Source organism: Bacillus sp. JAS24-2 (genome assembly GCF_008274905.1).
Lineage (GTDB): Bacteria > Bacillota > Bacilli > Bacillales > Bacillaceae_G > Bacillus_A > Bacillus_A cereus.
This window is the reverse complement of record NZ_CP031069.1, coordinates 128,854-142,229: the sequence shown is the minus strand read 5'-3', so window position 1 is coordinate 142,229 and position 13,376 is coordinate 128,854. Positions and strand designations below refer to the sequence as shown.

Sequence of the window (13,376 nt, the reverse complement as noted above, 5' to 3'; positions counted from 1 at the left end):
TAAAAAATTATATAAAAAAACCACATTTTGTTTGAAAATATCCCTTAAGTTGATGGATGTGTGGTGCTACCCCATGCCCATCAAGTTAAGATTTTAAAGTACCCCCATAACGAAATTTTTATCTCTCTACAGTTGTTTATGTGAATTAAGCTCGTGTTTTGCGTTTTGGGGGATAATTAGTTTTTTAACTTGATGGCGATGTGTCTGTCCCCCTAATTTAAGATGATGGCGTACTTCCTCTTCAATCAGATTCGACTATACTTATTCTAACTTTCTACCTGTTAATAAACTTTACAACTGAACCCTAATTTGCAAGCTGGCGGAACAAATCGAAATATCATGCTTTCCCATCAAATAACAAACAGCAACAGTACTTTAAATTTAATTCTTAGGATATCGCTCTTTTACAAGTTCTTCGATGTTAATAGCTTTTTTAATTTCTTCTGATGATAACCAAGGTGTATATCTTGTTCCATTCTTAGTTTGTAAATAAACCTGAAATTTTTTATTATATAGTTCTTCTTTAAGGATTGTGGTTACCTTGATTAAATCTTTAATTACAAGGGGATTATTTTCAAATTCATTACTACCGGTATTAATAATTAAATTCACCTTATATCCTCGAACATCCATATATTCCAAATTCGCATAAGTAATACCTTGTAATTCAAAACGATTGTTTTGAATTGCAATTAATCTCTCTTCTATTTTTGTATGATTTTTAATCCAATTTTCCAAATAAATGTCTATGGTATTGTTCATCGTTTTTTTCATTGTTAATAACAGCTCTTCTTTTGTTATCATTTTTTGCACATTTTTAAAAGGTCCACCTAAAGAGTTTCCATTATAATCCTTAATTTCAAGTTCTGTTATCTTTTTATTATTTTTCTGGATGAGTTGAAATAGAGTATATAAACGATCTAATTCTACTGATTCAAATTGGCTAAAGTCAATCTCGTTACTCATTTGCAAAGTTAATAATAATTCATTAGTTGGTTTTCCTTCATCTGACCTTCTATCCTCTGACAAATATTGAAGAGTGTTATCAGTTTTAGTTTCCACGTACCCTAACTTTTTTATTTCTCCTAGAGTTGGTTGGAATTTCTGATATGCTTCATATGTTTTTTTTCCATATTTGTATTCATCACTTTTTATGGATGAATAGAAGAGACCATCTACCTCTACTCGAAATTGAATATTTTTATTATTCTTTACTTGCACAGTATGGTATGCATGTCCCATATTATTTTCATTTAAAGGGCTCATATGTGTTACAACAACATCGATTCCGTGTTTTTCTTTTATATATTTTTGTACCTCATCTTCATTAACTTGATTACAACCACTTAAAAATATGAAACATACTACTAGCAATATTACTTTTTTCATGCTTTTCATATAAGCACTCCCTACGTAAGGTTAATTCTTGAATATGCAGCACACTGCAAAGCACTCTTTCCTTATTCGTATACTTCAACTTTTATATAGTGTGAATCTTAAATCATTTAAGTTCTTGACGTTCCCATCTATACTGCTTGGAACATTACTGTCTTAAAATATATAACTTGTTTGTTTCAAGGTCTTTCTCAGTTCTAAAAGCATATGGTTCATTGGGCAAATATCTAAATTGTACATTCATACCATGAGACCTATTTTACTATAAAATAATGAAAAAATACGCTATTCTTTCTGTAGAATCATAGGAAAGGATGGCGTTTTTGTATGTCTATTTCTGTATCTGATGAATTACAACTATTTGCTCAAGAGATTCAAAGTTTTTTATCTCCAAATACCTTACGGGATCTTGCTAGAGATGTTGGTTTTGTACAACGAGCCAGTAAGTACCAAGCAAAAGATTTAGTCGCTTTATGTGTATGGGTGAGCCAAAATGTAGCTATGACTTCTTTAACTCAGTTATCTAGCTGTTTAGAAAGATCAACAGAAGTACTCATCAGTCCTGAGGGACTGAATCAACGGTTTAATAAGGCGGCCGTCCAACTTTTACAACACCTATTAGCTGAACTACTAAATCAAAAATTGACCTTATCTATGCCGATTTCTTCTCCATATACTTCTATTTTCAAACGTGTTCGTATTTTAGATTCAACTGCATTTCAACTTCCAGATCCCTTTTCGTTCGTTTATCCAGGTGCAGGTGGATGCAGCCATACAGCAGGAGTAAAGATTCAGCTTGAGTATGATTTATTAAGTGGACAGTTCCTTCATATTCATACAGGTCCAGGTAAACAACATGATCGAACCTACGGTTCCCTGTGTGTCCCAACTGTAACAGCAAATGATTTATGTATCCGAGATTTAGGTTATTTTCATTTGAAAGATCTTCAACATATACAAGATAAAAAGGCTTATTATATCTCACGTATCAAATCGAATACACGTATTTATCAAAAGAATCCTAACCCTGATTATTTTCAAGATGGCAGAATCAAGAAAAGTACAGAGTATATCCAGATAGATATGGAGGTTTTAATGAACTCTCTTCAACCAGGACAAACATGTGAAATATCCAACGCTTATGTAGGAATGACTGATAAAGTCCCAACTCGTGTGATTGTTCATCGACTAACAAAAGAACAACAACAAAAACGATTACAAGATCAAGCTGTAAGAGAAAAAAAGAAAGGAATGAAGTATTCTCCTCGTAGTAAACGACTCAGTGGTATCAATGTATATATGACAAACACCCCTACAGATATTGTCCCGATGGGACAGGTACATGACTGGTATTCTTTGCGTTGGCAAATCGAAATTTTATTTAAAACGTGGAAGTCATTCTTTCAAATTCATCATTGTAAAAAGATAAAATCAGAACGATTGGAGTGCCATTTATATGGTCAATTGATTGCCATTCTACTCTGTTCTTCTATCATGTTTCAAATGCGCCAATTGCTCCTCATGAAGAAAAAACGAGAGCTTAGTGAGTATAAAGCCATATATATGATTAAAGACTATTTTCTTCTTCTATTCCAAACTATACAAAAAAACACCCAAGAGCTATCAAGGGTGTTACTTCGCCTGTTCAACCTCCTACAGCAAAACGGGCGGAAATCTCATCGATATGAGAAAAAAACGGTCTTTGATATATTAGGTGTCGTTTACAATTGTACCCTGTCTGATAATCAAGCCGCTTAATTCAAAAAAGTGAAACCCGTTAGGGTTTATTTCGTATGCAAATCTTTCAATCACCTACACTTGCCCTTTAGAAAAAAGAAACAATCTCGTCTAAAATTGATTTTGCATAAGCTTAGCTTGATAGCGATGGGGTAGCACCACACATCCATCAACTTAACAAATTTAAATATGCCCAAAACAAAAAATTATACATTTTCACCTGGAGATGCTAATTTTATCGTTTTGGGGTACTATAAAGTTTTAGTTTTATAACAATGTGGCGATATCTTTAACTAAAATCAAGTTTTATAAGGTACTTTTAATCAACCTTTATTCCAAAACTATAAATAATTTAATCACCGTAGGTACTAATGTCGGATCATAGGTTAGAAAATAACTGGTAGATTTGCAAGGGAACGAATTTTACTATGGTTATAAATCAATTGATCCGCTTCGATTGCTAGGCGAAGATTAGGTAGCCGCTTTAACAAAGTGCCTAATGCAATTTGTCCTTCTAAACGCGCCAACGGAGCTCCTAAACAGTGATGTATACCAGCCCCAAAGGCTAAATGGTTATTCTCCTCCCGTGAAATATTCAATTCCTCTGGATAAGGAAATATGTTTGGATCAATATTTGCAGCAGTCAGGGAGAGTAGAACTAATTCGCCTTTACGAATCCTATTTCCATGTATTGTCACATCTTCACTAGCAAAACGGCTACTAAACATAATTGGGCCAGCATAGCGTAATAGTTCGTCGATAGCGGAAGGCAGCAGAGAAGGATTTTGCCCTAGTAAATTCATTTGTTCAGGATGTTGAAGTAACGCTAGTACGCCATTACTAATTAGATTAACTGTCGTTTCATGTCCAGCGATAATGAGCAGCCAAATTGTCGAAAGAAGCTCGTTCTTACTCAACTTGTCTTCTTGTTCTTTTGCTTGAACTAGCGCGCTTATCAAATCATCACTAGGATTTAGGCGTTTTTCGTTAAACAATACTTCAATATAATTAATAAACTTTTCAAGTGTTGCTGTCACTGCAGTCCCTTGACCAGGATCCACTGAGGCGTTCATCAGTTCTTGTGTCCATGCGCGAAACTGATTTCGATCATTGGCGGGAATCCCAAGCATCTCTGAAATGACTATAATGGGTAGTGGGTAAGCAAAGTCTGCAATAATTTCCATCTTTCCTTGTTCCTGTACAACATCCAACAATTCGTCGGCAATTTGCTGAATACGAGGACGAAGGTCCTCAATCATACGTGGTGTGAAGGATTTAGAGACTAGCCGACGTAGGCGAGTATGATCAGGGGGATCTACCGTAAGCATATTTGGCATATTCATAAGCCATTCAAATAGTTTACTCACTGCTGTATTCTCTTCAATAGGATTCTGCTTATCACGAGGCGGTGTGAATTTTCGTAAATCTTTGATAAAACGGGAATCTTTCAAAATTGCAACCACATCATCATAGTGAAATGCAACCCATGCCCCTCCCATGCCATAAAAGTCATCAATGCGAAAGAAACGCTCTTGTTGCTCCATGAGGTTTTTATAGAACATAATGGGATTACGCATAGTTTCCGACGAGTTCAAATCGTTAAAAGTTAGTTTTTTCATTAGTTTCCTCCTTATTAGTATAACTATTGAATGATCTAACATTAAACCTAATCTTTACTGTACTATTCTATGACCGCTCATGTTACAAAAATGATATATCTAATTCATAGAACGATTCTGTTGCAATGTTTCTCAAGAAATTAATATAGATAAGGAAATATGACTAAATATTATGCAGGTATTAGGAATCAACATATCGTTAACAAGCAAAGATTTTGAAGTAACTCCATAAAAAAAGTTCTGGAAGTCAAAACTCTACTGTTTAAAATATTTACATTCTCCCTTATTATAGCAGCGTTAGTACTAATCCAAGTTGACAGACATGTGACTTGACTCCTATGATAAAACTCAATTTGGTGAACAAGTATGATTTCGGATACATATCGGATGGATATTACATAACCTTGTGGATGCATGGTTTTGGGATATAACATCAATTACGGAAACTGCAAGTCAATTCTCACCCTTAGTATGCGAATTTACTCGGTATTTTTATATAAAGTGCCATTAAAATAATGTCAGCATAAGAACCATCTTTGAACCTAATTTGGTTTATTTGCCTACCTTCTTCTTTAAATCCTAGTCTCTTGTATAAATTTATAGCCCGTTCATTGTTTGAAAATACATCCAGACATATCTTTTCTAATCCTTCTTGTTCTTTTGCCCATTCAATAAAATGGGATAGTAACTTTGTTCCAATACCCGCATTACCGAATTCTGGTTTGATCCCCATTCCAAATGAACCAGTATGGTGTAAACGCATATAGGAAGATCTAGAAAAAGATAAAAAACCGATAACTTGATCATTAAATTCTACTACTAATGTTAATCCTCCATTTTCTTTTCCTGTTTGTATCTTTTTTTGATAATCTTCTGCCTTTTCTTGCGGCTCTTCAAGTGATCGAAGAAAAAAGTTTGTAGTTTCAACAATCTTTTGTTTTATCACAACTATTTCTCTTGCATCTTCTACTGTCGCTCTACGTATGTTCATCATATATTTCCCCCCCCTTTATTTCCCCTAAATAATAGCAAGTACTTAAACTAATTTAAAGAATTAATTTCCAAAAGACTTAAATTAACCTTAATAAGGGATAGTACCCCATTGCTATCAACTTAAGAAATTGGTAGCTCGCCAAAACGAAGAAAATGAGTTGAATTCTCATAAATAACGGTAAAACAATAAAATTTTAGTTTTGGGGGCACTTCAAAAATATAGCTTGATGGGCATGTAGTGCTACCCCTTTATACGCTTGACAGAAAAAAGAATTTAGCACTTGAGAAACATCCCATTTACTACCCAAAAATTAAAGATAGGTGTACACTTGTTATGCAAATACATTTCATTTCATTTCTGTTTTAGCCATTTGCTAACAAATAGAAAGGGGAAGTTAAATTTGTATGTTTTGTAAAACTCATTTTTTCTTTATAATCTTTAAATGTATTCGAAAAGGTGTACCTTTTAAAACGTAATAAAGAGAAGAGTTTACTATGAACTCTTCTCTTTATAAAAACAATGAATAATTTCTATTATTTAATTTATACTCTTTCCTCATAAAAATTTATTTTTTAAAGAGCATAATTATCTGTGTGCCCTTTTCATTTACTATTTTAATAACTATGTTGTTAAACTTCCTCTAACAGCACCCACTTTCACCATTAATATCAAATTAACTTCAGTGCTTTGAGTAAGGCGTGTTCTCTTGACTTGGCATCTTCTTTTGAAAAATGTGCATCTGGAAACATAGAAGACAAATGATGGTATCCAGGGTAGACATGTAATTCCACTAAAACACCATCAAAAATTAGTTGTTTCGCAAATATTAAGGCTTCGTCTATAAATAAATCAATGGTACCTATATTCATATAAGTCGGTGGTAACCCAGCCAATGACTTTGCACGTGCAGGTACGTAATATTCACTTACTTCCTCCAGACCTAGTTCATGCCCTAATACGGATTTCCAGCCAAAATAATTACTTTGTTTTGTCCAAATAAATTCCCCTGCATAGGGATGCTCTGGTGCAATACTCGTACGGTCATCTAGCATTGGCCTTATTAGTCTTAGATGATGGATTTCGAATTCCTTCTGATCACGAATGTATAAGGCTAATCCAGCTGCCAATCCGCCGCCAGCGCTGCTACCCGCAAGAGCAACTTTCTGCGTATCTATTCCTAATTCCTCCGCATGTTCAATACACCATTTTAGCCCTGAATAGCAATCCTCGAGTTGACTTGGCTGAATGTGCTCAGGCGCCAGGCGATAATACACAGATACACAACAAAAACCATGCTGTACGGCCAATGATGCATTGCTTGAACGGTCAACGGCTGGGCTTCCTAAAACCATTCCGCCACCATGGATCGAATAAAATAAGGGCATCCTATAATACTTTGATTGGGTTGGTTTAATGATTTCTATTCGAATATCCGGACCACCAAAATAACTTGGCACAACCTTTTCTTCAAATGTGACAGGGAACATCTGTGTTATATCTATTTGTGGCATCATTTGTGATTGATTCTTACGTGATTCCATTAGCGTAGATTGGGTAAGAGCGTTTGTTGGTATTAAATCAATTGCCCTGATAATTTCTGGATCAATCAAATGTCTACTTCTGCTTTTTTGCTCCGCCATAGTAAAAATCCTCTCACTTTCTTGTTATAAACATAATTTAGTATTAAAATTTCATTTTGTTTTAATCATGAAACAGGATCTATCCAAACTGTTATAAAATCTTTCTAAGAGATGGAAGTCGGCCACTACATGTATTCTCATATCTTTTTTATGTTGCTGACATGTTGTCTATTCATATTTTAACGTGCCAAATAACCTTCTTAAATGGAAACAATGATTTAGAATCATTGTTTCCTATTTTTTTATATAAATAAACAATTTGGTTCTTTTGCAAAGTTTGTTAAATATTATCTGATTTTAATTAAAAGCACTTTGCAGTCTTCAGGTCTCTTGTTTTGCTTAGGTAAAAATTAATTGTATTTCCTTTAAAATCAACAGTACAATACAGATACTTCCATTGACTTTTAACCTTGATATAGGTTTCATCGACTCTACAGGAGTCATTTATTTTTTTAGGTGATATCGGATTCGTTTGTCGAATTCAGAACTGTACTGATGAATCCAACGGATAATCGTTATATAAGAAATAGATAAGCCCCGTTTCTCCATTATTTCCAATGAATCACGAAAACTGAGGTTTTACCGTAGGTACCATCTTACCGTTAACAAAATAAGACTGAGAATGCTTTCATTTGAATACATTTTCCTTTTCCATACTAATCACACACCCTTTCTAAAGTAATAGTATCAGTAAGTCCAAGATTTATAGATTCATTGCAATGGTCCTTAAGTTTTTGCACCAGAATCAATATAACTGCCCCCAAGATGAAGACTTACTTTTCGTAACAAATTATAAAAGGAAATATACGCAGTTAACTGTTAGAGCTATAAAGAAGTTAAGTGATAAATATTTAAGTGCATTTGATGAGAAGCATAGCCCTCATAAACTGCGCCATACCTATGCTATAAATCACGATCTGGCATTGTTACATGATTAACTTGGTCATACTTCTGTCGAGGTGACCAGTATCTATACGAACATCAATTATGAGAAGAAACGTGAGGCGATTAAACGTTTAGGAAACCATCGTAATAAAAAATACGATGGTTTCCTTGTGTTTTTCATTTTACTTTATCACAAGATAATTTCACCTTTATATAAGAAACTTCATAACTTTATTTCAAATCAACAAAAGATGTTTAAAAAAGTAGAGTGACATAAAACACTATGTCTATCTACTAAATACTACTTTCTACAACTAACAAAATATTTTTACGAATTCTTCTGCGCAAATTTTAATGTATCAATGCTGGATATCACGAAAAACCTCCTCCAATTTTTCATCTGCACGGTCTGAGAAAAACATATCTAAGTTAGCTTGAGTAATGGCTGCCATTTCTCCAGCGTATGCAAACATTTTGTCTTCATAGATTTTAATTGCATCATCCAAATTAGAATGATTAATGATGGACAGCGCTAGTTCTGCGCCATCCAGCATGGCCAAATTTGCTCCAGCACCAGCAAAAGGAGACATTAAATGAGCGGCATCACCGATAAGCGTAACTCCAAATCTATTTTCCCATCGGTGATGCACAGGGAGCATATAGATTCTTCTAGGGATTATTTCTCCATTCGCACATAAAATATATTTTTTTAAATCGTCTGACCAATCATCGAAATATTCCAATAATTCTTTTTTAGCCTTCTCTGGTTCATGAAAGGGAATGCCGCATTCATCTAAAAAATTGTAATTCGTTCGGAACCCTAAATAGATGCGAATTCTACCGTCACCGTTTACTTGAGCCACAAGTGTTTTATTGTCCCCCATTGCAAACATGGAGCCACTGCCATTAAATTTTAAAATGTCTGGATGCTGGTCAGCGACATTCATTATACTTAATTCAATCATGCTAATACCAGAGTATTTGGCACTGGCCTTGCTTACCAGAGGTCTAATTCGCGAGAAAGCACCATCAGCTGCAATGACAAGATCCACAGTAACTTTTTCTCCATGTTCGAATTGAAGTTCATATTGATGATTTGCCACAGGGACAGCCTGAATTAACTTATAGCCCCATTGAACGGAATTGGAGTGTAGAGAATTTAATAGCAAATTTCTTAGATCCATTCGGTCAATCTCGGGTCTGGAATTTTCCTCTTTATCCTGGAAATCATTCTTATAGCGAAGGTGACCATTCTTATTCATAATCCTTAATTCCTGCCCTTCATAACGGCAAACTTTTTCAAATTCTTTCATCAGTCCAGCCACTCGTAGAGCTTTTTGACCTGTATGAGTTTCCAAGTCAAGCGTTCCTCCTTGAGACCGTTCAGTTGACGAAGATTCACGTTCGTAAATCAAAGGTTCAAACCCTGCTTGCTGCAAAATACGTGCAAGAGTTAATCCACCTGGACCAGCTCCAATAACGGCGATTCTTTTTTTTGAGTTGTACATAATAGTAGCCCCCTTTTGTATTTAATAATAAGCAATGTTCATTTTAGTATCAATACATGGTTTGTGTGTGAATTAATGTAAACTCGATATACTTATACTTTCCTATTGAGATATGGCAAAGGCTCAAAAAATACCCCTTCATACCTGAATTTTTATATCTAAGGGATTACTTATGCTAATTATCAAAAATACGATTTACCCTAGAAATTTTCGCATCGCATTATACCACTTATTTATTTTCCCTTAGTAATACTTCTCCAGATTCTGGTCCTTAAGTTTTTGCATCAGAATCGTCTATCATGAGACGGTATCTTTGATAAACAATAATCTTTTTATGCAATATTGCATAAAAAACACATGTCACTTTTGCTATAATTTCAAGAGTAAACTGTTGCATCCAACATTTTATAATCTTCTATATTCATTAATATAGAAACCCTAATTGTAGGAAAAAGGAAAGAATATTGGTGGTTCTTCCCTTTTTCCTTATTTTTATCTCTCTAATGATTCATTCTATAGTCTAAAATATTTTTATTAATGAAACCTGTTAAAATACAAAATTTTAGTTAGCAAACGAGAAATAAACACTTCATTATTATTTCTGCTATATTTAAAGGGCTTTTTTCCAATACAATAAGAAAAACAAAAAGAACTTGTAGAAATCACTACAAGTTCTTTTTGTTTTAAAGCGAATACACGGGACACATAAATTATCTCATTATTCATAACGGGGAAACCATATTGATTACGGCTTGATTTCATTATATAACAAATATTAACATCCAGAGTTTTAATATTTGAAAATTATGTGAATTTACAATTAAAAATCCACCCTTCCTCCAAAAATTTATCGTTACAAGTTTTCTTAAGGTTTTTTCTTCATGAGAAGTAATTAACTTTTAAACTCTTTCTAATATTCAAAACCACTATTTGTAATCCAATCCATATTTTATTGATACCAATCTAGTTACAGGTATGCTACAATCCATTTGAAATATTGCTTTTGGGAATGCAATTGCTATTATAATCGCAATTTAATTTCTACAAACTGATTGGGCGTCAGCCCAAATTGCGGTTCTATTCCGCAGTCCTTAACAAATTGTTAAGGACTTTTTTTATCGTTTTCAGACAGAAGACTCCTTCCTTAAAAATGTGAAGGTGTGAAATACCAATTTTAGTTGGAGATGAACGTCGGTTGGTATATAAAAGAATCCATGATAGTGCTTTTTCTAAATGAATATGTTACTCTTTAACGGCTGGTATTTATCATCGTAAGAAATCCAGTAACTTCATCATAAAAAATGCTCCTAGATTGATCTAGGAGCATTTTTTTGAAACATTATTTTTTATTTGCCTTTGATTCACTTTATTATAGTAACCGTGTTTTACTACTTGCCTAACATCATCTACTTCAAATCCCATTATCTCTGTAATATCTACAACAATTGTATTCTGTAGAACACTGACTACATATCCGGTTAATTCTAAATTAGGATTTTTACGATATAAAAATTGAACATAATCCCCAATTTTCACTTCTGTTTTATGCTCCATTTGGTACCCCCTGAATCATCCTTAATTATTCGTTAGGTTTCCCTTTTTTTACTTCTTTATACTATTTAGCAAGTCTATAAAATGTAGAATATTTAATAACCTATTTCTCCATTGCTTCTACTACATTAATTGTATTGAAAATTTTTAGTTAGCAAATTAGAGATAGATACTTCATTATCATTTCTGCTATATTTAAAAATTTTCACTCTAAATACAATGAGGGGTATCACCAGCATTTTGGAAAATAACCACGCTAAGAGTATGCAAGATATTATACAGTTTTTCTACTAATTCACAAACAAAAGAGGACCCTAAAACCTTGTCAGGATAGTAATGTATAGAAAAATGCATAGACCCATAGCACAAAAAAGGGGGGTCCCTTGTGAGAGTAGGGTTCCTCCTTTACTATTGCTACTAATAATGAGACGTTATGTTAACTAGACATGTATAGAATATACAACCAAAATCAAACAACATATTAGTTCTTTTAAATGGTAAAATAGGGAAAAAGGAGGTTCTAAATAATGCCTTTAAAAAACTCTATGTATTACATAGGAGTTATTATTATTTTAGTAATCATCGGTGCACTGTTTGGCGGGATTATACGTATAATTCGACATACCAGCAATCGAAAAAAGCAAGATCCAGTTGAGCAAAAGTTAGATAGGATTATTCAACTGTTAGAAAAACAAAATAAAGATTGACCTTACCTTCAAACAGAAGTGATTTGCTATAAAAATCATTAATAGGAGTTAAAACATGAATTTTGCAGAGAAAGAAATTAAGAAAACCAAACAAAAAGTGTTAATTATATTATTTTGTATAGCTGGTTTGTTCGTATACGGAGTGTATTGGGCATTCTTCAGTATGGATCGACTACCTACAGGTGAAAAGATTGCTGAAAAACAATCTCCTGACGGAACATATACATTTAAAGCTTATGTAACAAATGGCGGAGCAACAACAAGTTTTGCTGTTAGGGGAGAGTTAGTATTTAATCATCGTGAATATTTCAAGACAAAGAATGTGTATTGGAATTACCGAGAAGATACAGCAAAGATTGTATGGAAAGACAATGATACAGTAATCATTAATGGACATACGTTAAATGTTCCTGAGGATACATACGATTTCAGAAACGAATAACTGTAGACTTATAGATACATTGACTACCGTTAACGAGAATTATGTAAATAAGCTGTCCATCTAGACAGCTTATTGTATTCTATCTACGGATAGATTTTTTTTACAAGGAAGATGGTTGAATATTGAAACATCTATAGATTCTAGGGGGATTAGTTATGCCTAGTATTCAAGATACGATATATCCAAGAATCAAACATAGTCTAAGTACGGAAGATTTAAGGAGTATATATACACCAACCAGAAGTGAAATAGAATAGACAAGTATGAAAACAAAAGGAACATTACAGCAACTAGCATTACTAATTTTGCTAAAGACTGTACAAAATCTTGGCTTTTTTACACGTATTTCAGATATACCACCTATAATTAAGCACATTGCTCAGTCCGCTCAATTACCTATCCCTATTGAAACCGAATGGGAAGCATACAGTAAAACACGTACTATAAAAAGGCATTATCATTTATAAGACAATATCTAAAAATCCAACAATGCGATCATAGTGCTCGTCAAATCATGCCTGTAATTGCTGTTTAATGTGGAATGGCACTAAATCCGTTTCTTCAGCCTCTTCTTGAATCAGATCCGGATTAACTTTCTCTATTTGCTGCGCAATCATCTTCGCCGTTTTTTCTAGCGTCATACCGTCATGCTTAATCAATTCAATTAATTTTTCAATCACCATAATGTCATTGTCTGTGTATTGGTGTCTGCCACGATTATCTTTCTTTACGATGAATTTCTCTCGTTGTAATACTTCCATGTACTTTCTAAGGGTGCTATCACTTATTCCTAGTCGTTTGTATACTTCGCTAGCAAATAAACAATTTCGTCCGTCATAGCGTCACAACACCTCCTAGTGAGAGTATTCCATGATGTCAAAGAAATTCCTGCCAAAAA

General features: G+C 33.7%; 9 protein-coding genes and 3 pseudogenes. 4 read left to right on the top strand and 8 right to left on the bottom strand.

What is annotated here, in order from left to right; genetic code table 11:
- Positions 1-381 precede the first annotated feature (381 nt).
- The gene (locus DN407_RS27820; protein ID WP_149216852.1) at positions 382-1,398 is read right to left on the bottom strand and encodes a hypothetical protein; all 1,017 of its coding nucleotides are present in this window, start codon (positions 1,396-1,398) and stop codon (positions 382-384) included.
- 324 nt (positions 1,399-1,722) lie between these two features.
- Here DN407_RS27820 and DN407_RS27815 point away from each other — a divergent pair, with 324 nt between their 5' ends.
- Positions 1,723-3,153, top strand: coding sequence for an IS4 family transposase (locus DN407_RS27815; protein ID WP_149216851.1), 1,431 nt, complete (start codon positions 1,723-1,725; stop codon positions 3,151-3,153).
- Between the two features lie 365 nt (positions 3,154-3,518).
- Here DN407_RS27815 and DN407_RS27810 read toward each other — a convergent pair whose 3' ends face one another.
- The 4 genes and pseudogenes from DN407_RS27810 to DN407_RS27795 form a co-directional block, all read right to left on the bottom strand.
- Complete coding sequence (locus DN407_RS27810; RefSeq protein WP_149216850.1) at positions 3,519-4,751, bottom strand: cytochrome P450 family protein; 1,233 nt, start codon at positions 4,749-4,751, stop codon at positions 3,519-3,521.
- 466 nt (positions 4,752-5,217) lie between these two features.
- Positions 5,218-5,745, bottom strand: coding sequence for a GNAT family N-acetyltransferase (locus tag DN407_RS27805; protein WP_149216849.1), 528 nt, complete (start codon positions 5,743-5,745; stop codon positions 5,218-5,220).
- A gap of 668 nt (positions 5,746-6,413) precedes the next feature.
- Positions 6,414-7,385 carry an alpha/beta hydrolase fold domain-containing protein gene (locus tag DN407_RS27800; RefSeq protein ID WP_149216848.1) on the bottom strand — a complete coding sequence of 324 codons (972 nt, stop codon included), beginning with the start codon at positions 7,383-7,385 and terminating at the stop codon, positions 6,414-6,416.
- A 304-nt stretch (positions 7,386-7,689) separates the two neighbouring features.
- Positions 7,690-8,040 (bottom strand): annotated as a pseudogene (locus DN407_RS27795) (IS6 family transposase); the annotation flags it as partial.
- Positions 8,041-8,128: 88 nt separating this feature from the next.
- On the opposite strand from DN407_RS27795, the pseudogene DN407_RS27790 reads away from it, so the two are divergent.
- Positions 8,129-8,404, top strand: a pseudogene (locus DN407_RS27790) (tyrosine-type recombinase/integrase); the annotation flags it as partial.
- Positions 8,405-8,629: 225 nt separating this feature from the next.
- On the opposite strand, the gene DN407_RS27785 reads toward DN407_RS27790, so the two are convergent.
- Positions 8,630-9,778: an FAD-dependent oxidoreductase gene (locus DN407_RS27785; protein ID WP_149216846.1), complete on the bottom strand. Its 1,149-nt coding sequence runs from the start codon at positions 9,776-9,778 to the stop codon at positions 8,630-8,632.
- Between the two features lie 1,317 nt (positions 9,779-11,095).
- A complete protein-coding gene (locus tag DN407_RS27770) occupies positions 11,096-11,332 on the bottom strand; it encodes a DUF2187 family protein (RefSeq protein ID WP_149216844.1) in 237 nt (78 codons plus the stop codon).
- A gap of 524 nt (positions 11,333-11,856) precedes the next feature.
- On the opposite strand from DN407_RS27770, the gene DN407_RS27765 reads away from it, so the two are divergent.
- Both DN407_RS27765 and DN407_RS27760 read left to right on the top strand, forming a co-directional pair.
- Complete coding sequence (locus tag DN407_RS27765) at positions 11,857-12,036, top strand: DUF4083 family protein (protein WP_149216843.1); 180 nt, start codon at positions 11,857-11,859, stop codon at positions 12,034-12,036.
- Positions 12,037-12,091: 55 nt separating this feature from the next.
- The gene (locus tag DN407_RS27760) at positions 12,092-12,478 is read left to right on the top strand and encodes a DUF5412 domain-containing protein (RefSeq protein ID WP_065705712.1); all 387 of its coding nucleotides are present in this window, start codon (positions 12,092-12,094) and stop codon (positions 12,476-12,478) included.
- Positions 12,479-12,996: 518 nt separating this feature from the next.
- Here the strand turns inward: DN407_RS27760 and DN407_RS27755 are convergent.
- Positions 12,997-13,316, bottom strand: a pseudogene (locus DN407_RS27755) (MerR family transcriptional regulator); the annotation flags it as partial.
- Between the last annotated feature and the right edge of the window lie 60 nt (positions 13,317-13,376).

Coding starts and splice junctions, on each gene's coding strand:
- DN407_RS27760 (WP_065705712.1), top strand. CDS start 12,092: ATGAATTTTGCAGAGAAAGAAATTAAGAAAACCAAACAAAAAGTGTTA.
- DN407_RS27770 (WP_149216844.1), bottom strand. CDS start 11,332: ATGGAGCATAAAACAGAAGTGAAAATTGGGGATTATGTTCAATTTTTA.
- DN407_RS27815 (WP_149216851.1), top strand. CDS start 1,723: ATGTCTATTTCTGTATCTGATGAATTACAACTATTTGCTCAAGAGATT.
- DN407_RS27805 (WP_149216849.1), bottom strand. CDS start 5,745: ATGATGAACATACGTAGAGCGACAGTAGAAGATGCAAGAGAAATAGTT.
- DN407_RS27820 (WP_149216852.1), bottom strand. CDS start 1,398: ATGAAAAGCATGAAAAAAGTAATATTGCTAGTAGTATGTTTCATATTT.
- DN407_RS27810 (WP_149216850.1), bottom strand. CDS start 4,751: ATGAAAAAACTAACTTTTAACGATTTGAACTCGTCGGAAACTATGCGT.
- DN407_RS27785 (WP_149216846.1), bottom strand. CDS start 9,778: ATGTACAACTCAAAAAAAAGAATCGCCGTTATTGGAGCTGGTCCAGGT.
- DN407_RS27765 (WP_149216843.1), top strand. CDS start 11,857: ATGCCTTTAAAAAACTCTATGTATTACATAGGAGTTATTATTATTTTA.
- DN407_RS27800 (WP_149216848.1), bottom strand. CDS start 7,385: ATGGCGGAGCAAAAAAGCAGAAGTAGACATTTGATTGATCCAGAAATT.